This window comes from Ochrobactrum sp. MYb379 (genome assembly GCF_037479515.1).
In the GTDB taxonomy this organism is placed as follows: Bacteria; Pseudomonadota; Alphaproteobacteria; order Rhizobiales; family Rhizobiaceae; genus Brucella.
The window spans coordinates 33,517-53,226 of record NZ_JBBGYW010000003.1; the positions used below are offsets into that span (position 1 = coordinate 33,517).

Here is a 19,710-nt window from a genome sequence, read left to right on the forward strand (position 1 = left end):
CGTTCCCTTATTTCATTCTGGTAGTTTGATTGTAGAATTGAGCTTGCGGGCACGTTTGCGCCGTCCCGAGAATGGCTTAGGCACAGCATCAACCAATGCGCGCGTATATTCATGTTGCGGATTATCGAAGACCGCGTTGGTCTCTCCCTGCTCGACGATATTGCCGTGATAAATCACCGCCACACGGTCAGTAATCGCGCGCACGACACCGAGATCATGACTGATGAAAAGATAGGAAAGGCCGAATTTTTCCTGCAGATCCATCATCAGATTGAGAACCTGCGCCTGAATGGATACATCAAGAGCTGAAACAGGTTCGTCAGCAACGATGAGCGCCGGTTTGGTAATTAGGGCGCGAGCAATAGCGATACGCTGGCGTTGCCCCCCGGAAAACTCATGTGGATATTTTTCGGCAGATGCTTTTGGGAGGCCGACAGCTTCCAGCACTTCTGACACGCGCTCGTCCCGTTCCTTGCTGCTTGTCCCGCGCTCCAGTGAAACAATCGGCTCCGAAATGATCCGCTTAACCGTGTGGCGCGGATCGAGCGAACCATAAGGGTCCTGAAAGATCGCCTGAAAACCTTTACGCGCTTCACGCAGTCCTGAACGGTCAAGCGCATAGATATCCTGACCATTGATAAGAATTTGGCCAGACTGCGGTCGTTCCAGCCCCATAACAGCACGCGCAAGTGTTGATTTGCCCGACCCACTTTCGCCCACGATACCAAGGCTTTGCCCTGCTTCGATCTCGACATTGACACCGTGGAGAACGCGTAACGATCCCGGCTTTGAAAGGAATGATGGGCGCGGGAGCTGATATTCACGCACGACATCACGAACCTGCAAAATCATCTTGCTCATGCCAGCACCCCGCCATCGCGTGGATGTAGACAGGCAGCGCGATGGGCAATGCCTTCGCTTTCACCGATCAGATCGAGCGCCGGAATGAGTTTTCGACAATCGCCTTCAACGAATGCGCAACGATCAGCAAAGCTGCAATATGGCGGGCGGGCCAGCGGATCCGGTACAACGCCGGGAATTGCAGCGAGGCGCTGACGCGGCTTCGTATGATCGCGAACCAGATTAGCCCCATGTGGAGAAGCCTGAAACAGCCCCCGCGCATAAGGATGCGCCATACGATTGAACACGGCTTCGGTTCGCCCCGTTTCCACGATCCGCCCAGCATACATCACTGCGATACGATCAGTCATTTCCGACACAACGCCGAGATCATGGGTAATGAGCATCAGCGCTGTTCCAGTTTCGTCGATCAGCTCATCCATGAGATCAAGAATCTGTGCCTGAACAGTGACATCGAGTGCCGTGGTCGGTTCATCAGCAATCAACAGATCAGGCTCGCAGGCAATCGCCATGGCGATCATCACGCGCTGGCGCTGCCCGCCGGAAAGCTGGTGCGGATACAGATCGAGATTAAAGCGCGGTGCAGGCAGACCCACGCGATCCAGCAACTCACGCGCTTTGCGTTCGGCATCAGTGCGACTTTCGCCAAGATGCAGACGGCGGCCTTCGGCAATTTGTGCACCAATGGTTTTAACCGGATTAAGCGCTGTCATTGGCTCCTGAAAGATCATTGCCATGCGACGACCGCGCATTTTGCAGAGTTCGGCTTCTGGCTTGTTTGCCAGATCCTCCCCATCAAAACGCAAGGTTCCGCGCACGCGCATCCTGTCAGGCAGCAAGCCCATGGCAGCAAGCGCGGTAATCGACTTGCCACTGCCAGATTCACCCACAACGCCCAGGCGTTCACCACGGTTGAGGGTTAACGTAATACCCGACACGATATCTGCAGTGCGCGTGCCAAATGGCAGCTCGACAGACATATTGTCCATTTCAAGAAGAGGTGTTTTTGGCAAAGCTTTTATCATCTCTGCCTCCTTACGCGCGGATCAAGTATGTCGCGCAGACCGTCACCCAGCATGTTGAGGCCAAGGACTGCGAGTGTAATGGCAAGACCAGGGAAGATTGCCAGCCATGGAGCATCATAGATAAAGGTCTGTGCATCGTTGAGCATCTTGCCCCAGCTCGGCATTGGCGGCTGTGTGCCCAGCCCCACATAGGAGAGGCCTGCTTCCGCCACAATGGCGAGTGCGAACTGGATAGTCGCTTGTACGATCAGCACGTGATTGATGTTGGGCAGAACATGCAGCAATGTGATTGAGATATCGCCGCGCCCTGCGCAACGCGCTGCCTGCACATATTCGCGCTTCCAAAGCCCAAGCGATGCACCACGCGTAACGCGGGCAAAGACCGGAATATTGAAAATACCGATTGCAATCATGGCGTTGACCGCACCGGGGCCAAAAATAGCGGTGATAATGACTGCGGTCAGCAACGCCGGAAATGCAAAGGCCAGATCGGTCATACGCATGACAAAGCCATCGACCAATCCACCGCGCGCTGCAGCAAAGGCACCAAGAGGGATACCTATACCCGCGCCAACAAGCACAGCAATAATCGACACGGCAATGGAATTACGCGCACCGACCATAATCATGGAAAACACATCACGACCGAAATTATCCGTTCCGAACAGATGACTGAAGCTCGGCCCCTGCAGCTTGTCGCGGAAGTTCATGGCGGTGGGCGAATAAGGCGTCCAGAAATAGGAGACGAGAGCCATAGCCACCAGAATAGCGGTAACAAGCGAACCGATCACAAGGCTGCGGCTTAAAAACAACGCCCGAAAGCGGTTTGGCTTTGCAATTGTCTGAACCTCACTCATCGACTGCCTCCCGTCGAAAGACGCGGATCAATGAAGCCATAGACAAGATCGACAATGAAATTGACCGTAATCACGGAAGCCGCAAGCAGCGTCACCAGAGACTGCACCGTTATCAGATCGCGCTGGGCGATTGCCTGAAACACCAGCCTTCCAAGGCCGGGGAGATTGAAGACATTTTCGATGATGATCGTTCCAGCCAACAGAAATGAGAATTGCAGGCCAATAATTGTGACAACCGGGATCAGCGCATTTGGCACCGCATGGCGCCAGAGTGCCGCGTTACGGGTAAGACCTTTTGCGCGCGCGGTCCGCACGAAATCCTCACCCAGCGTTTCGATGACGGCGGAACGCGTCACGCGAGCAAGAATAGCGGCAAGCGGCAAGGCAAGAGCCAGCGCGGGCAAAAACAGCGAACGGATACCATTCCAGAAACCACTTTCCCAGCCCGCGAAACCAGACGCGGGGAACCAACCGAGCTGCAAAGCAAACAGGAGGATCAAAAGCAGGCCGAGCCAGAAATTCGGGATAGCAACACCCACCTGCGCCACCCCCATGGAAAGCACATCGCCGGTTTTGCCACGTTTGGAGGCCGCATAAACGCCCACGGGAATAGCTACCGCGACCGACAGGACCATTGACAGAAGTGCGAGCGGCAGCGTGACCATAATGCGCGGTCCGAGCAATTCACTGATTGGCACAGAATAGGTATAGCTCGTGCCGAAATCACCTTTCAGAAAGCCGCCAATCCACGAAAGATACCGCCACCAAAGCGGCTGATCGAGGCCAAGCTGTTTGTGAAGCGCTGCCAGTGTTTCAGGCTGTGCGTTGATGCCGAGGATAACTGCCGCAGGGTCGCCCGGCAGCACCTGCATCAACAGGAAGACGATGACGGAGGCCGCAAGCGTCGTAAGCAAGAGCGATGCTAATCGCCCGGATATATAAGCCAGCAAAACGACCTCCTAAGCACAATCCCGAAAACTTATCCGGCTTTTCGGACAAGATTGTGCGTCATAAAAATGCAGGAATGAGCGCTTCACGCCATTCACTCCACATTCCATTTCTAGCCGTGCCGCAGCCCCTTGATTGTTATCGCTGCACGGCTATTCGCGTAAAACCGCCCCGCCAAAAAAGCCGGGGCGGAAATGTTCTTATTCGGCCCAGTAAGCCTGTGTCAGATCATCAGCGGGGATCGGCATGTTCTTCCACAGACCTTTTACGTTCTTATTCCACACACCGATTTTTGGCAGCGCATAAAGGAAGATATTCGGCTCGTCTGCAGCAAGCTTTTCCTGAAGATTCTTCACCAATTCGAGCTGTTCTTCGTCGCTACCGGCCTCGGCATAAGCTTTATAGAGCGCCTTATATTCCGGGTTGTTGTAGTTGAAGTAGTATTTGTCGCGAGCATAGATATCGAGATCACGCGCTTCTGTATGTGCAATAATCGTGGCATCGAAATCCGAGCGCTTGAATACCTGATCCAGCCATTGCGCAAACTCGATTGGAGCGAGATTGGCCTGAATGCCCACTTCCGCCAGCATGGCTGCGATGATTTCACCACCGCGACGCGCATAGGCCGGAGGTGGAAGCGTGATGGTGATTGACGTGCCAGCCGGAACGCCCGCCTCTTCCAGCAGCTGCTTCGCCTTTGCCGGATCATACGGATAGGTTTCCGAAAGATCGACATAACCCGGATCGACCGGCGCATAATGCGAGCCGATTGGTGTGCCAAAACCGGAATACGTGCCTTCAATCAGGCTCTTGCTATCAATGGCATGGGCCAGTGCCTGACGCACCTTCACATTGTCGAATGGAGCCTTGGCATTGTTAAGCGAAAGCAGAACTTTGCCTGCAGTATCACCGACTTCGACCTGCAACTTATCATCGCTCTTGAAGCGGCTAATCAATTCCGGCGCCTGGAACATCGGGAAGACATCAATGTCGCCAGCAAGGATTGCAGCGGCTGCAGCCGAAGGATCGCTCACAAAGCGGAAAGTAACCGCAGAAAGCTTTGCCGGCTCGCCCCAATAGTCCGGGTTACGGTCGAGCTCGACACGATCACCCTGCACCCAGCGTTTGAACTTAAACGGACCCGTTCCGACAGGTTTAGTCTTGTTATCGGCTGCCGAATTCGGAGCGATCATAACCGCGTCGCCCCACCCCATATTGAACAGGAAGTTCGAGGTTGGCCGCTTCAGCGTTACAACGGCAGTCGCTGGATCAGGACACTCGGTGCTGGCGATTGGTTCAAAAAGGCCCTTTTGCGCATTGGTGGAATCTGGAGCCACCGCACGCTCATAGGAGAACTTTACAACCGAACAATCAAACGGAGTTCCATCGTGGAATTTCACGCCCTGACGAAGTTTGAAGGTGTAAGTCTTCTTGTCATCAGAAACTGTCCAGCTTTCGGCCAGTTGTGGCTTTACTGTGCCGTCTTCGACAATACGAACCAGCCCTTCATAGAGATTGGCGTAAGTAACCTGCCGGATACCGGCAGCAGCATTTGCCGTCGGATCAAGGCCCGGCGGTTCCAGCACTTCGCCGACCACCAGCGTATCCTTTGCAAAGGCACCGTTGATCGATGCAAGCATCGTGGCTGTAATCAGCCCGGCTTTCAGCAGTTTACTCATCGTTTCTCTTTGGCTCCCCTTATCAATTTTTTAAATCGAACGCCCGCCATCCACGTCGAGCGCAACACCTGTAATCATAGAGGCAGCAGGCGAGCAAAGGAAAGCCGCAGCTTCAGCCAAATCATCAGGTTTCAACAGGCGGCCCATCGGAATGGAATCGCGGAACTTCTTACGGATTTCTTCGGTATCCTCGCCCATGAAAGTGGTGAGAAGCGGTGTCTCACCCGCAACCGGGTTCAAAGCAACCACACGAATCTTTGCCGGCGCAAGCTCGATAGCGAGCGCCTTAGTCACAGAAACCACCCAGCCCTTGGTCGCATTGTACCAAGCGAGATTCGGGCGCGGACGACCTGCACCTGTCGAAGCGACATTGAGAATGACGCATTCCTCTCCCTTGGCACCATTGCTCTTAAAATGTGGGATGAGCTTGCGCGTCATCAGATAAACGCCACGCACATTGACGCCAAGAATGCGATCAAACTCTTCCGGCTCAACCAGCTCAGCATTTTGTGGCTTATGGCCGATGCCAGCATTGTTGATGAGAATATCGACTTTACCGAACTTCAACAGGGCGGCTTCTACCGCTGCATCAACATCTGCTTCCTTGGAAATATCGGCAGCGACAGCCAGCGCTGCATCTCCAATTTCGCCTGCAACGCGCTCGGCACCTGCCTTGTCGCGGTCAACGATGATGACCTTGGCGCCGCCTCTGGCAAAGCGCTTTGCCATGCCCTCACCAAACCCTGAACCTGCTCCAGTGATGAGCGCGACCTTACCTTCAAGCGACACTGCAATTCTCCCAAATTCAAACTTCAGCACATTTTCGGACGGGAAACCGGTTCCCACTTTCCCTGAAAATGCTATTTTAGCCGTGATACACGGAAATCGTCTTCAGCGAGGCAAATCCGTAGAACGCCTCAAAACCCTTTTGACGCAGCCGAATGGCAATTCGATACCGCCGCCAGCGCCACAACATCGGCGCGCCCCTGAGTTAAGGGCTTGCCAACATCCTTCGATTCAAGATCAGTCAACAAGTCGATGTTTTTCAACACTTCTTCCGAAATGCGGTGCAAGGCGCGACCGCGCTCGGTCGCGGTCAGGTTTCCCCACTCACTGGAAAGTGCGGCACGGACTGCAGCCGCAGCCAGATCGCTACCATCGGAAGGATTGCGAAGCATAATGTGCTCGCCACCCAAAGCGTCCTGCCATTGACCAGCAATGAAATTGCGATAACGAAGAAGGCCTGAACCACCCGACTTGTTTTCATGCTTCATTTTCATGCTCCCGCAGAGGCATTTCAGCCTCCAGTCTTGCCGTGGTCGCGCGGATATGTGCCCGCGCCAGCCGTTCGGCCTCTTCCCCATCACGCGAAGCGATGGCTTCAACAATTGCTCCATGTTCGCGGATTGCTTCGCGTGCACGATCTACCGATAACGAAAAAGATGGCGCGAAAACCTGCGACGTCATGCGCAACAGCGGAACAAATGCTATCAGCGAGGCATTGCCCGCGGTGTTCATCACCGCCATGTGAAAATCGACATTCGTCTGGGTGTAAGCTTTGGGAGCCCATGGATCGACGACTGTGCTCTGCCCCACAACATGGGCGCGCAGCTTTGCAATATCCTCATCTGTTGCGCGTTCAGCCGCAAAACGTGCAGCAACGCCATCGAGAACTTCTCGCACAGCATAAGCATCAATCAGGCGTGTGAGATCAGCGGAGGCCACACGAACGCCCCTGCCAGGCAAGTGGATAACCAGCCCGTCACGTTCCAGAACACGCAAGGCTTCGCGCAAGGGCGTGCGGCTAATGCCAAACTCCGCAGCTATATGTTCCTGTCGAAGAATGGCACCCGGCGCATAAACACCCGCATAAATTCTCTCACGAAGCGCTTCTGCAACTTCGTCCAGCAAACGGGTCTGACTGCGCCATTCAAAAGCCGCCAAAAGAAAAGCCTCCCAACTTTTTTGAGTACAATATCCTGGATACAAAATTCGTCAAGCAACATAAACTGACATTTGTTTGTCCAAAATTGGCGCTTACATATGCGGAGATTTCTATTCGCTGACGAGCGCGCTGAGCATTTCAACCAATTGCAGCATTCGATCAGAGCCATTGTCTGTATGCTGGATAACGATTTCCATCGGACTGATAAGGGGGAGATCCGAAGCTTCGGGAACAATGCGATGCGTGGACAACGCCACCCGGTCAGGTAACAGGCTTACACCCAAGCCCTCTGCCAGAGCGCTTTGAACACTGGCAAGACTGGAACTCGTAAATACCACATGCCACGGCCTCCCTATATGATCGAGGGCTTCCATCATATCGCTACGATAAAGACCATTTGGTGGGAACGCCACAAGCGGCAAAGGATTCATATGAGACACTGGGTAATCAGCGCTTTCCAACCATGAAAGTGGCTCAGGCCAGTGTATCACACCCCGCGTATCACCCTGCTTTTGCTTGACCATCACCAGATCATATTCGCCGGTCTCAAACCCCTTCTGTAAATCACGGCTCATCCCGCTAGTGACTTCCAGCTTCATATTGGGATGTGCGCGAAGGAATGCTGCTAGTGCCGGCGTAACAAGTTTCGCCGCAAAGTCTTCTGCCAAACCGAGGCGAAACACCGCTGCCAATGAACTGCCGGTCATCGCAGCAGTCGCTTCGTCATGAAGATGCAGCATGCGTCTCGCATAGCCGAGCAGCTTTTCGCCTGCGTCAGTTGGCCGGACATCATGTCTGGCGCGCTCTAGCAAAGGTTGCTTCGCAGCGTCCTCGAGGCGCAATATCTTCTGGCTCACAGTTGATTGCGTTGAATGTAATTGCTGTGCCGCAGCAGTAAAACTGCGCGTATCCACGACAGCTACAAACGCGCGCAAAAGATCGAGACTAAAAATATTATTCATTTTATGAATGGACGCCAGTTGAACATTTAATTTTTAAATATGTCTCACTGCAACTATTTTAGCAAGAAATAGGAGAACAGCCATGCGTCAAACCTTAATCCGCTTGAATGCCTTGGCATTAATTGCAGGAGCAATTGTCATGTTAGAACCGTCACTGCCGGGTCATCAAGCCACAGCATATGCGCAGACTTCGCTTATTGATGCGGCTAGCGCGGGGAACCTCTCTGCTGTCAAAGAAGCAATCAAAGCAGGTGTCAATCTTGATACGCCTGGAAAAGCGGGCGAAACAGCTCTGCTTGCCGCAACACATGCCAATCACGTGGATGTAGCCCGCGCACTTATTGATGCCGGTGCTGACGTGAATGCAAAGGATTCGATCAAGGATAGCCCCTATCTTTATGCTGGCGCACGCGGCCACCTCGAAATCCTCAAGCTGACACTTGCTCACGGCGCGGACCTGAAAAGCACGAATCGCTACGGCGGTACGGCCCTTATCCCCGCTTCCGAGCGCGGCCATGTCGAGACCGTTCGCACGCTGATTAAAGCGGGTGTTGAGGTCGATCACGTCAACAATCTTGGCTGGACTGCGTTGCTCGAAGCTATCATTCTTGGTGATGGCGGTCAGCGACATATTGATATTATGAAATTGCTAATTGATGCCGGTGCAGACGTTAATCTTGCCGATAAGGATGGAGTAACACCATTGCAGCATGCACGTCAGCGCGGGTTTGCACCGATGGTAGCGATGCTTGAAAAGGCTGGTGCAAAATGAGCACCAGCAATGCTTTTCTCAGTCAGGCAATTGCGCTTGCTTTTGAAAACGCCGAACAGGGCGGACGCCCATTCGGTGCCGTTGTCGTGAAAGATGAAAAGCTTATCGCCACCGGTATCAACCGTATGCAGGCTGATTGCGATCCAACCGCGCATGCCGAACTGCTTGCATTACGTGCAGCGGGTAAAGCCTTGCAATCCGTGCGTCTCGATGGTTGCACGGTTTATGCGAGTGGTCAGCCCTGCCCTATGTGTTTTGCCGCCATGCGTATGTCAGGCATCACAGAAATCATCTTTGCCTACTCAAACGATGAGGCAGAGCCTTTCAATCTTTCGACTGCAAAGATCGCGAAAGAGCTTTCCAAGCCAGTCAGTGAGCAGACCGAAATAAGGTTCGAACACTGTTCCCCACGTGATGAAGCTCAACTCTATCGCGCATGGCAACAAAAACAAATATCCGAGCGCCAGACGGTAAAATGACTTCAACCTCAGCCCCATCCGTAGGCGAAAAGGCAACGCCTGTAGCGCTTATTGTTCTCGTCGTGCTTATTGGCCTCAATCTGAGGCCATTTCTGACGGCTCCCGGACCTGTGCTTAGCTATATTGCAAGCGACACTGGCATGGGTTTCGGTGCACTGTCATTGCTGACTTTTCTGCCGATGCTGCTGATGGGGCTTGGTGCGTTTGTTGCACCGCATATCCAGTCCGTTGTCGGAACACGGCGCAGCATGTTTGCAGCACTTGTCATCCTGGCAATAGGCTCACTTTTGCGAGGTTTCGTTCCCGATGGGCTGTCCCTGATCCTCACGGCGATTCTCTGCGGTGCGGGTGTGGCCATGATTCAGGCAATCATGCCGGGCCTCATTAAGGCAAAGTTTCCAACAAGCATTGCCACCGTGACCGGACTTTATTCCGCTATGATCATGGGTGGCGGTGCACTTGGTGCTCGTCTCACGCCGTGGCTTGCGGGTACCGATCATAACTGGCGATTCGCACTCGCAGTTCTTGCAATTCCAGCAGTTCTAGCCTTGCTCACCGCAATTCCGATTCTTCAGGAAACGAAAGCTGCCGGCCCAAAATCGAACATAGCAGGCAAATTGCTGCGCCGTCCGCGCACATGGATATTGATGATCGCATTTGGCCTTGTGAATGCGGGCTACTCTTCGATGGTTGCGTGGTTGGCACCTTATTATCAGGCAATCGGTGTCAGTGCTGCGGCTACCGGCAATCTGGTTGCAGTAATGGCGATTGCTCAGGCGCTTTCGGCTTTTATTCTTCCACTTCTTGCCCGGCGCAATCTTGACCGCCGACCGTGGTTGTTGCTGACGCTGGCTATGCAATCTGCCGGTTTTGCAGGTCTTGCGTTTCTGCCGCAACTCTCGCCGATGTTCTGGTCGGCGATATGTGGTGCCGGACTTGGTGGCAGCTTTGCGCTCGCCATGATTACATCGCTTGATCATCTACCAAAGCCTGAGGAGGCCGGCGCTCTTGCAGCCATGATGCAGGGCGGCGGCTTCCTAATTGCAGCGCTGGGCCCTGTTGCAACAGCTTTCTTGCACAATTTGACGGGAACGTTTGCATCGGGCTGGATCATGCATCTCATTCTGGTTGCCAGCATCTGTCCACTTTATCTAAGCTTCAATCCCCGCCACTATGGGCGCGTGATGAAACTGCCGGATATGAACGAAAACCCCACACAATAGCGTGACTACGCTTGGTTTAACCACGACAACCGGTGCTTTTCTGGAGCTAATGCTTTACATGACATATGAACCTTGCCCGTCTGGATAAGGTTTCCAAAACCCTCTTAAACATTCGCCGCGCGCTGGTCTGCTAGTGCGGTACTGGTCAGTGGTCGATGAAATGAAGCATGAAAAGGTTATTCAAGAAGGTACGTTCGTAGCACCGGATGGCCTGCCAAAGCCGCGTTTATACTGGGCCTGGGCGACGCTGATGGTCGGGCTTACGCTCGCTGTCATCGACGGCACCATAGCCAATGTTGCACTTCCAACGATTGCGGCCGACTTTTCTGCCGGGCCATCAGCATCGATCTGGATCGTCAATGGCTATCAGCTTGCAATCGTGATCACGCTTTTGCCACTCGCAGCCTTGGGTGAGATTTACGGCTATCGTCGCATTTATCTTCTGGGTGTATCGTTGTTCACGCTCGCATCCATTGCATGCGTTTTTTCCAACTCGCTTGAAGCTCTTACCATCGCACGCGTCATTCAAGGCTTTGGCGCTGCGGGCTTGATGAGCGTCAACACCGCGCTCCTGCGCTATACAGTGCCACAGGCAAAATTCGGTACTGCTATCGGGCTAAATGCACTGTTTGTTGCGGCCTCTTCAACAATCGGGCCGACGCTTGCAGGTGTGATTCTGCATTCATTGAGTTGGCCGTGGCTGTTTGTCATTAACATTCCGCTGGGCGTTCTGGCTGTTGCTATGGGACTGAAAAGCCTGCCCGATAATGAACGCTCGTCACGCCGTTTCGATTACCTGAGCGCTGTGCTAAGCGCGCTTACGCTTGGGCTTTTGGTGACAGTGGTTGACAGTGCTGGTAGCGAAATTGATGGATTGTGGCTTCTGTTACAGGCTTTGGCGTGCATTGCCGCTGCAACGTGGCTTATCCGCCGCTCAATGCGCAAAACTGATCCACTATTACCACTCGATCTGCTACAAATTCCAGTATTCAGCCTTTCACTCTGTACCTCTATCATGTCATTTTTGGCACAGATGATGGCTTTCATTTCACTGCCTTTCCTGTTGCAATCGGTTTATGGTTTCCAGCCCATCGAAGTCGGTTTTCTGATGATGCCATGGCCAATTGCTCTGGCAATTGTCGCACCTATATCTGGTAAACTCTCAGACAAATATTCGCCTGCAACGCTCGGCCTTATCGGGCTGATCATTTTCGCAACTGGCCTTGCTCTGATGGGACTTTTACCCGAACAACCAACAGTTCAGGACATCTGCTGGCGTATGGCAATCTGCGGAATTGGATTTGGCTTTTTTCAAGCGCCAAACAATCGCATGATTATAACATCTGCCCCGCGCGCCAGAAGCGGTGCGGCAAGCGGCATGTTAGGAACCGCGCGGTTGATGGGGCAGTCGCTGGGTGCTGCGTTCGTCGCATTTCTGCTAGGACATTGGGGACTAACCAAAATCCCCAATATCTTACTTGTCGCAGCTGGCTTTGCCGCTTTTGCATCGATTATCAGCATCACCCGACGCAAGCGGTGAATTACCCTGTGAATCTTTGAAAATAACTTAGTCGAAACATGAAATTCCCTGTTGCAATCTCAAAAGCGTTGGTCCATATAGCGCTTGCCTAACGGAAACGACTTCTCCTAGAGAACAGTTTCCACGCTGAAAACTGGCGCGAGCGGGTGTAGCTCAGGGGTAGAGCACAACCTTGCCAAGGTTGGGGTCGAGGGTTCGAATCCCTTCGCCCGCTCCAGTTTTTCAGTTTAACGATAGGTATCAAAATCCCGGCTTCGTCCGGGATTTTTGCTTTTTAACGGTCAAATTCTTTTTACCCTTCGACTCAATCGAAAATCACCCACGCGCCTGTTTGATTCCTTATCATTTGGCTGTGTTTCATCCTGGTTTCGACTCCGCAAAACACCCTTCACATTCATTTTGTTTCGAAAACGACACATTCGAAATCAGAAAATTACGTGAAACACCTTTTAAGCTTGCGGTTTCGTATTTTGTGGCACTAAGAAGGCAGCATCTTGGGCTTCCCCCCCCACAATGAAAAGCCCACAAGTATGGATATGAAACAATGACTGTTGCTCAAGCAGTTGTTCCGAAGAAAAATTCTGCACGCCGCGTTTTGGCCGCGAGCATGATCGGAACAACAATCGAATTCTTCGACTTCTATATTTATGCCACCGCTGCGGTAATCGTTTTCCCGCACCTCTTCTTCCCCGCAAGTGACGGTAACTCGGCGCTACTCCAATCTTTGGCAACTTTCGCTATCGCCTTCTTTGCACGTCCAATCGGCGGCGCATTGTTCGGTCACTTCGGCGATAAGGTTGGCCGTAAGGCAACGCTCGTTGCAGCTCTTATGACCATGGGTATTTCTACGGTCGCTATCGGCTTCCTGCCAACATATGAATCCATCGGCGTATGGGCGGCTCTCCTGCTCGCACTCTGCCGTCTGGGTCAGGGCCTTGGCCTTGGTGGTGAATGGGGCGGCGCAGTTCTGCTCGCAACCGAAAATGCACCGGAAGGCAAGCGTACCTGGTACGGCATGTTCCCACAGCTCGGTGCGCCTGTTGGCTTTATCCTTGCAACGGGCATCTTCCTGATCCTCGCTGAACTTCTCACCGAAGAACAGTTCATGTCGTTCGGCTGGCGTATTCCTTTCATCGCAAGTGCTCTGCTGGTTGGCGTAGGCCTCTTCATTCGTCTGAAAATTGCTGAGACGCCGGAGTTCCAGAAGGCTATCGACAAAGCTGAGCGCGTTGAAGTTCCTGTCGCAACGCTTTTCAAAAAGTACAAGTCGAGCCTGTTCTTCGGTACTATTGGCGCTGTTGCAACTTTCGTTTTGTTCTACCTGATGACCGTATTTTCGCTTGGTTGGGGTACACGTGCGCTCGGCTACAGCCGTGAACAGTTCCTTATCCTACAGATGGTTGGCGTTATTTTCTTCGGCCTCACCATTCCGATTGCAGCACTGCTTTCAGATAAGTACGGCATGCGTCCAATCATGATCGTCGTAACCGTTCTGATCGGTATCTACGGCTTCCTGATGGCCCCGCTATTCCTCAGCGGAACTGTCGGCGTTCTCGCTTTCCTTATACTTGGTTTTGGCTTGATGGGTCTAACCTATGGCCCGATTGGTGCAGCACTTGCAGAACCTTTCCCGACTTCGGTTCGCTACACCGGCGCTTCGCTGACATTCAATCTGGCTGGCATTCTCGGCGCATCAGTTGCACCTTACATCGCAACCTGGCTCGCGACCCATTATAGCTTCGCTTATGTTGGCTATTACATGACTGCTGCCGCCGTGATTTCTCTGATCGGCTTTGCATTCATCTCGTTCAAGCGCGGTGAATAATTAGTAATAAGCGTCAAACAAAAAGCCCGCGTGGAGCAATCCACGCGGGCTTTTCTTTATGTAAGTTCGACAACTTTATTCGGTGTCAGCAGCTTCAAGCGCAATCGCAACGGACTGAATGATCGAAGCGAAACGCGCAGCAGTCTGGATCACTTCGGTCGAAACGCCAGCCTTGCGCAGAACATCTTCATGCGCATCGATGCACATGCCGCAGCCATTGATTGCTGAAACGGCCAGCGACCAAAGCTCAAAATCAACCTTGTCGACGCCCGGGTTGCCAATCACGTTCATGCGCAGCTTGGCTGGAAGCGTGCGATATTCCTTGTTGGTGGCAAGGTGCACGAAACGATAATAGACGTTGTTCATGCCCATTATCGAAGCAGCCGATTTTGCGGCCTGCACAACGCTTGCATCAACCTTACCTGCTGCTTCAGCAGTCAGCGCCTTGCGCACATCAGCATTGCGCGAAGCGATACCGCAAGCAATAAAAAGACCATATTTCTGCTGTGGCGTCAGCGTTTCATCGCTCGCCATGGACGAAAGGTTAAGGCGAACATCCTTGGCAAAATCCGGGATTTTAGACTTCAGATCATCAATGGACATGGAACCCTCTTTAAATGTCATGTGTCAGTTCTGGATAAACAAAAGGCGGGTCTCAACCCGCCTCGTGTCATATAGTTGATGCCGATTAGGCAGCCTTAAGCGTTTCGCCACCGACTTCGCGGTTGCATGGGCAAAGCTCATCGGTCTGCAGAGCGTCGAGAACGCGCAGCGTGTCCTTAGGAGCACGGCCAACATTGAGGTTGGTTGCGTAAACGTGCTGGATCGTGTTGTCAGGATCGACAACGAAGGTGTAGCGGTAAGCAACGCCATCTGGCGAGCGAACGCCGAGGCCATCGACCAGCGAACCGTTGGTGTCAGCAAACGACCAGATTGGCAGCTTGTTGAGATCCTGATGATCTCGGCGCCAAGCGAGCTTCACGAATTCGTTGTCGGTTGAACCGCCGAGAACAACTGCATCACGGTCTTCAAAGTCCGAAGCGAGACGTGCAAATTCTGCGATTTCTGTTGGGCAAACGAATGTGAAGTCCTTAGGATAGAAGAAAATAACTTTCCACTTGCCTTCGAAGCTTGCTTCGGTGACTTCTTCAAAAGCCGAAACGCCGTTTTCTTCGTGGAAGTTAAAACCAGGCTTTACGCCGGTTACTTTGAAAGAAGGAAGCTTGTCACCAATACCGAGCATCTCATACCTGCCTGTGAATTCGTTGTTGTGCAGAAAGTTCAGAAGTTTCAGAACTCTCTACTTGCTAGACATATATAGAGATTCTAATACAATCGGTCAAAGCGATTAAAACGATCAAATCCATCGATTTTAACGATGGGGATAAGTCCAGCCTGCTCTCATGCTCAATATCAGTGTTCGCCAACTCCATTATTTTATCGCTCTTGTAAAAGCAGGCTCGTTTTCACGCGCAGCCGAGGCCGTCGGTGTTACGCAGTCGACACTAAGCGCTGCCATTCAGGCGCTTGAAGCGGAGATCGGTGCCACACTGATCGACCGCACCGGACGACGCATGCAACTGCTGCCAGCGGGCGAGGATTTCCTCAATCGTGCGCAGGAAATCGTTGCTTCCATTGAGGAACTACCAGAACATGCGCGTCAAGCAGAGCGACCTCTAACCACGCGTCTGCGATTGGGTGTCATCCCGTCAATCGCTCCGTTTTTATTGCCTAAAGTGCTGCCGACGACAGCCAAAGCTTTTCCTGAACTGCAATTAAGTGTGCGCGAAGGGCTGACGCGCACCCTTCTCGACAACCTGCGCTCAGGTTCGCTTGATGTGGCGCTTGTCGCTCATCCCTATGAACTCGATGATTTTGAAGTCGCCGAAATCGGGAAAGACCCATTCTTTCTCGCTGTGCGACGCGATCATGCGCTGGCCAATCGCGACCACATTGATGCAAGCGACCTTCAGGACCAGCCGTTTCTGCTGCTGGAAACCGGCCATTGCTTACGTGAACACGTCATGGCTGCCATTGGCTCAAAGCCTACCCAGACGAGTGGCGATGTTCATGCGACAAGCATCATGACGCTGGTACAGCTTGTGGAGTTTGGCATGGGAGTAACGTTACTGCCAGAAGTCGCGATTAAAGCAGGCGTCAGCCGTGGCAGCGAAATCAGTATTGTTCCTTATGAAGGACAGAACAATTATCGCTCACTTGCTTTGGTCTGGCGCGCCAAAGCAGCGAGACGCAATGAATACCAGCTATTTGCAACGCATCTGCGCAATCATTGCATGAATAAATGAGCTAAAGAACACCCCATGCGCGGAAACGACCGCGCCCGGTAATCTCCCTAAGGTTAAGCTCAGCGATCAGCTTGAGCGCACCCTGTGGCGTGACATCAAGCTCCTTCTCCACCATTGGGCTCGATACAAGCGGACTGCGCATCATCATATCCACGAGTTGTGGCAAGCGGGAATTAGAGCGACGCCCTTTGAGCTTGCGCTGCATCTGCTCTCGCGCCAGCATCAAACGGTCATGCTCTTTCATCACTGTCTCAGCACCTTCCTCAATGGCAGCAAAGAAGGTTTTGAGACGAACAAGGCGGTTCTGCGAGCGGCGTTCATCAGGCCTTTTGGTTCGCAAACCGATGCTTAGCGCTGGCAAATGTGCAGAGGCTAGTCCTGACTGTCGTAGATAAGCCGCAGCGAGCAGCCGTCCTACCCATGAAGAACGCTGCACAACCTCAATATCAAACCAGGCATCATACATGATTGCAGCACGCATTAAGGGAGGCAGATAGGCAGACTTTTCAAAGATGTCCCGCCACTGCTGCAAGCGCTCATCCTCATTCCAATCTTCATCATTCAGAAGTGGATCGATTTCTGCGACCTGAGGCTTGGGCTTCTCCTGAACGATGCCTTTCAAGAGTGCATCAGTGCGTGCAAGCAGAGCGTCAATATCATCCAGAAGTGCGTCGGCCTCGCCCTCTTCCGGCTCATGATAATGTTTCACGGGTTCAGTTTGAATCTCGACATTTCGACCAAGCAATTGCTGGATGCCTGAGTTGCTCAAAGCCCAACCTGCTGCGCGTCCAGCAACTTGCCGACGCAATCGCAGCACGGAATGCGCAATCGTCAGCGCATGGCTCGGCATACGCGTATCCATCACGGCGTCATGCAAAACCAGATCTTCCAGATGAACAAGTTCGCCCTCAAGCCACATAGACGCAACAGCGTCATGCATATGCATGCGCTCCAACATTCCATCGCGGATTGGTGAACGGGCAAGCCGCTCGTCGAGCCTGGTCAATGCGGCCGTGGCATTCGCCACAGGCACAAAAAGCTCATCGAGCGGCAACTTGTCAAATTCATAAGCCATGTTCGGCATATCGCAACCGATTGCGGAAAAAGGCAAATGAAAATAGCCGTTTAAAGCGCCTTGCGTCGTTTTAGACGCATAAAAAGCGCTTTAAATAAACTATTTTATCTTCGCATCGTGCTTTCCAAAAATCTGGTTAGATTTTTGGGCCGATGCTTAGGCGAGAACTTCCGCAACTTTCACAGCACGACCTTCTTTAACCGAAAGAAGTGCAGCTTCGGCAAGTGCCAAAGCCTGCAATCCATCTTCAGCAGAAGGTGTGGGTGCATTCCCATTATCAATCGCATCAATGAATGCGGCAATTTCAGCCGCATAAGCATCCGTATAGCGCGTCATGAAGAAATCATGCAGCGGCGGGCGGGTATAGCCATCCTTTGATGCCACCTCGATGGACACCGGACGCTCATTTTCAGCAGACACCGCTCCTTCTGATCCGTGCACTTCGATGCGCTGGTCGTAACCGTAAGAAGCCCGACGCGAATTGGAAATCACACACTGACGACCGGAAGCCGTGGTCAGAATCACGCTGGCGCTGTCAAAATCGCCAAGCTCGCCGATCCTAGGATCAACAAGAACCGTCGCCGATGCAGAAACCGTTGCAATTTCTTCACCCAGCAGAAAACGTGCCATATCAAAATCATGGATCGTCATATCGCGAAAGATACCGCCAGAAACCTTGATATACTCAGCAGGGGGCGCACCCGGATCACGGCTGGTAATCGTGACCATTTCAACCTTGCCGATGCGACCATCATCAATCGCTTTGCGGACAGCTGCAAAATGTGGATCAAAGCGGCGATTGAAACCAAGCATAACCCTGCCGCCGGTTTCCTTGATGACAGCGAGACACGCGCGCACACGCTCGATATTCAGATCAATCGGCTTTTCGCAGAACACGGCTTTGCCAGCTCGCACGAAGCGCTCGATCAAATCGGCATGGGTGTTGGTTGGTGTGCAAATCAACACCGCATCAACATCTGACGAGTTTTCAATTTCTTCGACGGTACGAATTTCTGCGTCAGCGGCATCAGCGATTGCACGTGCAGCATCCTGATTGGCATCGGCCACCGCAACAAGTTTTGCACGCTTATCAGAAGCGATTGCACCCGCATGAACCTTACCGATACGGCCAGCACCGAGCAGAGCAAGACGTGTAACCATTGCCTTCATTCTCCCAAAACGGTCATCCTCGATTGACCGACAAAACAGTTTCGCCACTCCACTTTGTGCAAGGACACAATGCGCAATAGAATATTTATTCTATTTTGCTAGATTGCGATATAATATAAGTCAAGAGAGTGTTTCTGAAAGGACCGCAATGGACGTCGAACAGGTTGCAACAGCGCCAGGCAATGTCAAAGAATTTGAAGCGAAGCTACTCGAAATTGCAGATCGCTTGCCCAAGCGCTTGAAGCAATGCGCCGATTACGTTGCGGCCAATCAGGACAGAATCGCGGTTTCAACGGTTGCAGAAATGGCGGATGGCGCAGGTGTTCAAAGTTCGGCATTCATGCGCTTTTGTCAAATTCTTGGCTTTTCAGGTTTTTCGGAAATGCAAAAGATTTTCCGCGACTCCTATGCTGGTGGCTGGCCAGATTATTCCACGCGGATCGAACATTTACGCGAAACTGCGGCAGGAAGTGCTCCTGCCCTGTTAGCCGAATTCGCTGAAGCCGGGCGAACATCACTCGAAAGCTTGCTTAAGACCATCGAACCGCAGGCATTGGACAAGGCTGTCCACCTGCTGGCAACGGCGGAGACCATTCATATTATCGGGGTCCGGCGTGCATTCCCTGTTGCAAGCTATTTGGCCTATGCTTTTGAAAAAATGCAAGTTCCGGCGATGCTACACAGCGCAGTTGGCAAGCTCGAAAACCAGCATGCCATTCGCAAAGGCGATGTTGTACTTGCCATTTCTTTCTCACCTTACTCGCCCGAAACCATTGCAATGGCGGAAAATGCCAGCGCACGCGGCATTGATGTCATCGCAATCACCGACACAATTGTCAGTCCGATGAGCAAGCTGGCACAACAATCATTGCTCGTTTCTGAGGTAGATTTCGGTGCATTCCGCTCGCTTTCTGCAACGCTCTGCCTGGCAATTACGCTCGCTGTCGCCGTCGGCACAAAACGCCAATCATAAAAGAACACGACATTCCATTTTTCAGTTGAAATAGAATATTAAATCCATTTTAATCACAAATAGAATGAAA

19 protein-coding genes, 1 tRNA gene and 1 pseudogene are annotated in these 19,710 nt (G+C 52.5%); 8 read left to right on the forward strand and 13 right to left on the reverse strand.

The window, feature by feature from the left end:
- Nucleotides 1–12: 12 nt before the first annotated feature.
- The 9 genes and pseudogenes from WH356_RS07405 to WH356_RS07445 form a co-directional block, all read right to left on the reverse strand.
- On the reverse strand, nucleotides 13–861 hold the full coding sequence (locus tag WH356_RS07405) for an ATP-binding cassette domain-containing protein (RefSeq protein WP_339509557.1): 849 nt from the start codon (nucleotides 859–861) through the stop codon (nucleotides 13–15).
- The gene (locus WH356_RS07410) at nucleotides 858–1,886 is read right to left on the reverse strand and encodes an ABC transporter ATP-binding protein (protein WP_339509558.1); all 1,029 of its coding nucleotides are present in this window, start codon (nucleotides 1,884–1,886) and stop codon (nucleotides 858–860) included. Before WH356_RS07410 ends, WH356_RS07405 begins: the two co-directional genes overlap by 4 nt.
- The gene (locus WH356_RS07415; RefSeq protein WP_339509559.1) at nucleotides 1,883–2,743 is read right to left on the reverse strand and encodes an ABC transporter permease; all 861 of its coding nucleotides are present in this window, start codon (nucleotides 2,741–2,743) and stop codon (nucleotides 1,883–1,885) included. The genes WH356_RS07410 and WH356_RS07415 overlap by 4 nt, the downstream gene beginning before the upstream one ends.
- A complete protein-coding gene (locus WH356_RS07420; protein ID WP_339509560.1) occupies nucleotides 2,740–3,693 on the reverse strand; it encodes an ABC transporter permease in 954 nt (317 codons plus the stop codon). Before WH356_RS07420 ends, WH356_RS07415 begins: the two co-directional genes overlap by 4 nt.
- Before the next feature lie 198 nt (nucleotides 3,694–3,891).
- Nucleotides 3,892–5,370, reverse strand: a complete 1,479-nt coding sequence (locus tag WH356_RS07425) for an ABC transporter substrate-binding protein (RefSeq protein WP_339509561.1) — start codon at nucleotides 5,368–5,370, stop codon at nucleotides 3,892–3,894.
- Between the two features lie 30 nt (nucleotides 5,371–5,400).
- Nucleotides 5,401–6,159 (reverse strand): glucose 1-dehydrogenase, encoded by a 759-nt coding sequence (locus tag WH356_RS07430; protein WP_339509562.1) that lies wholly within the window; start codon nucleotides 6,157–6,159, stop codon nucleotides 5,401–5,403.
- A gap of 140 nt (nucleotides 6,160–6,299) precedes the next feature.
- Nucleotides 6,300–6,644 (reverse strand): annotated as a pseudogene (locus WH356_RS07435) (aldehyde dehydrogenase family protein); the annotation flags it as partial.
- Nucleotides 6,634–7,314 carry a GntR family transcriptional regulator gene (locus tag WH356_RS07440; protein WP_339509563.1) on the reverse strand — a complete coding sequence of 227 codons (681 nt, stop codon included), beginning with the start codon at nucleotides 7,312–7,314 and terminating at the stop codon, nucleotides 6,634–6,636. The pseudogene WH356_RS07435 and the gene WH356_RS07440, both read right to left, overlap by 11 nt.
- A gap of 111 nt (nucleotides 7,315–7,425) precedes the next feature.
- Nucleotides 7,426–8,277, reverse strand: coding sequence for a LysR family transcriptional regulator (locus tag WH356_RS07445; protein WP_339509564.1), 852 nt, complete (start codon nucleotides 8,275–8,277; stop codon nucleotides 7,426–7,428).
- Between the two features lie 82 nt (nucleotides 8,278–8,359).
- Between WH356_RS07445 and WH356_RS07450 the strand changes: the two genes are divergently transcribed.
- From WH356_RS07450 to WH356_RS07475, 6 genes are all read left to right on the forward strand, one after another.
- Nucleotides 8,360–9,049 carry an ankyrin repeat domain-containing protein gene (locus WH356_RS07450; RefSeq protein ID WP_339509565.1) on the forward strand — a complete coding sequence of 230 codons (690 nt, stop codon included), beginning with the start codon at nucleotides 8,360–8,362 and terminating at the stop codon, nucleotides 9,047–9,049.
- On the forward strand, nucleotides 9,046–9,528 hold the full coding sequence (locus WH356_RS07455; RefSeq protein ID WP_339509566.1) for a nucleoside deaminase: 483 nt from the start codon (nucleotides 9,046–9,048) through the stop codon (nucleotides 9,526–9,528). The genes WH356_RS07450 and WH356_RS07455 overlap by 4 nt, the downstream gene beginning before the upstream one ends.
- Complete coding sequence (locus WH356_RS07460; protein ID WP_339509567.1) at nucleotides 9,525–10,751, forward strand: cyanate transporter; 1,227 nt, start codon at nucleotides 9,525–9,527, stop codon at nucleotides 10,749–10,751. Before WH356_RS07455 ends, WH356_RS07460 begins: the two co-directional genes overlap by 4 nt.
- A gap of 160 nt (nucleotides 10,752–10,911) precedes the next feature.
- Nucleotides 10,912–12,291: an MFS transporter gene (locus tag WH356_RS07465; protein ID WP_339509568.1), complete on the forward strand. Its 1,380-nt coding sequence runs from the start codon at nucleotides 10,912–10,914 to the stop codon at nucleotides 12,289–12,291.
- A gap of 142 nt (nucleotides 12,292–12,433) precedes the next feature.
- Nucleotides 12,434–12,508 (forward strand) — tRNA-Gly (locus WH356_RS07470).
- 327 nt (nucleotides 12,509–12,835) lie between these two features.
- The gene (locus tag WH356_RS07475; protein WP_339509569.1) at nucleotides 12,836–14,116 is read left to right on the forward strand and encodes an MFS transporter; all 1,281 of its coding nucleotides are present in this window, start codon (nucleotides 12,836–12,838) and stop codon (nucleotides 14,114–14,116) included.
- Between the two features lie 75 nt (nucleotides 14,117–14,191).
- On the opposite strand, the gene WH356_RS07480 is transcribed toward WH356_RS07475, so the two are convergent.
- Nucleotides 14,192–14,719, reverse strand: a complete 528-nt coding sequence (locus WH356_RS07480) for a carboxymuconolactone decarboxylase family protein (protein ID WP_339509570.1) — start codon at nucleotides 14,717–14,719, stop codon at nucleotides 14,192–14,194.
- Between the two features lie 85 nt (nucleotides 14,720–14,804).
- Nucleotides 14,805–15,359 (reverse strand): peroxiredoxin, encoded by a 555-nt coding sequence (locus tag WH356_RS07485; protein WP_064321814.1) that lies wholly within the window; start codon nucleotides 15,357–15,359, stop codon nucleotides 14,805–14,807.
- Nucleotides 15,360–15,519: 160 nt separating this feature from the next.
- On the opposite strand from WH356_RS07485, the gene WH356_RS07490 reads away from it, so the two are divergent.
- Nucleotides 15,520–16,422 (forward strand): hydrogen peroxide-inducible genes activator, encoded by a 903-nt coding sequence (locus WH356_RS07490; RefSeq protein WP_339509571.1) that lies wholly within the window; start codon nucleotides 15,520–15,522, stop codon nucleotides 16,420–16,422.
- Between the two features lies 1 nt (nucleotide 16,423).
- Here the strand turns inward: WH356_RS07490 and WH356_RS07495 are convergent, their stop codons facing one another.
- Together WH356_RS07495 and iolG are read right to left on the reverse strand one after the other, a co-directional pair.
- A complete protein-coding gene (locus WH356_RS07495) occupies nucleotides 16,424–17,497 on the reverse strand; it encodes an RHE_PE00001 family protein (RefSeq protein ID WP_339509572.1) in 1,074 nt (357 codons plus the stop codon).
- Between the two features lie 156 nt (nucleotides 17,498–17,653).
- Entirely contained in the window at nucleotides 17,654–18,658 is a 1,005-nt protein-coding gene (iolG, locus tag WH356_RS07500) for an inositol 2-dehydrogenase (RefSeq protein WP_339509573.1), read from the reverse strand.
- Nucleotides 18,659–18,815: 157 nt separating this feature from the next.
- Between iolG and WH356_RS07505 the strand changes: the two genes are divergently transcribed.
- Nucleotides 18,816–19,640, forward strand: coding sequence for a MurR/RpiR family transcriptional regulator (locus tag WH356_RS07505; RefSeq protein WP_339509574.1), 825 nt, complete (start codon nucleotides 18,816–18,818; stop codon nucleotides 19,638–19,640).
- The last annotated feature ends 70 nt before the right edge of the window (nucleotides 19,641–19,710 follow it).

What these genes read in the sequence shown, in the direction of transcription:
- WH356_RS07455 (WP_339509566.1), top strand. Translation starts at nt 9,046, where the DNA reads ATGAGCACCAGCAATGCTTTTCTCAGTCAGGCAATTGCGCTTGCTTTT.
- WH356_RS07425 (WP_339509561.1), bottom strand. Translation starts at nt 5,370, where the DNA reads ATGAGTAAACTGCTGAAAGCCGGGCTGATTACAGCCACGATGCTTGCA.
- WH356_RS07480 (WP_339509570.1), bottom strand. Translation starts at nt 14,719, where the DNA reads ATGTCCATTGATGATCTGAAGTCTAAAATCCCGGATTTTGCCAAGGAT.
- WH356_RS07445 (WP_339509564.1), bottom strand. Translation starts at nt 8,277, where the DNA reads ATGAATAATATTTTTAGTCTCGATCTTTTGCGCGCGTTTGTAGCTGTC.
- WH356_RS07415 (WP_339509559.1), bottom strand. Translation starts at nt 2,743, where the DNA reads ATGAGTGAGGTTCAGACAATTGCAAAGCCAAACCGCTTTCGGGCGTTG.
- WH356_RS07495 (WP_339509572.1), bottom strand. Translation starts at nt 17,497, where the DNA reads ATGGCTTATGAATTTGACAAGTTGCCGCTCGATGAGCTTTTTGTGCCT.
- WH356_RS07490 (WP_339509571.1), top strand. Translation starts at nt 15,520, where the DNA reads ATGCTCAATATCAGTGTTCGCCAACTCCATTATTTTATCGCTCTTGTA.
- WH356_RS07405 (WP_339509557.1), bottom strand. Translation starts at nt 861, where the DNA reads ATGAGCAAGATGATTTTGCAGGTTCGTGATGTCGTGCGTGAATATCAG.
- WH356_RS07485 (WP_064321814.1), bottom strand. Translation starts at nt 15,359, where the DNA reads ATGCTCGGTATTGGTGACAAGCTTCCTTCTTTCAAAGTAACCGGCGTA.
- WH356_RS07475 (WP_339509569.1), top strand. Translation starts at nt 12,836, where the DNA reads ATGACTGTTGCTCAAGCAGTTGTTCCGAAGAAAAATTCTGCACGCCGC.
- WH356_RS07460 (WP_339509567.1), top strand. Translation starts at nt 9,525, where the DNA reads ATGACTTCAACCTCAGCCCCATCCGTAGGCGAAAAGGCAACGCCTGTA.
- WH356_RS07450 (WP_339509565.1), top strand. Translation starts at nt 8,360, where the DNA reads ATGCGTCAAACCTTAATCCGCTTGAATGCCTTGGCATTAATTGCAGGA.
- iolG (WP_339509573.1), bottom strand. Translation starts at nt 18,658, where the DNA reads ATGGTTACACGTCTTGCTCTGCTCGGTGCTGGCCGTATCGGTAAGGTT.
- WH356_RS07410 (WP_339509558.1), bottom strand. Translation starts at nt 1,886, where the DNA reads ATGATAAAAGCTTTGCCAAAAACACCTCTTCTTGAAATGGACAATATG.
- WH356_RS07465 (WP_339509568.1), top strand. Translation starts at nt 10,912, where the DNA reads ATGAAGCATGAAAAGGTTATTCAAGAAGGTACGTTCGTAGCACCGGAT.
- WH356_RS07505 (WP_339509574.1), top strand. Translation starts at nt 18,816, where the DNA reads ATGGACGTCGAACAGGTTGCAACAGCGCCAGGCAATGTCAAAGAATTT.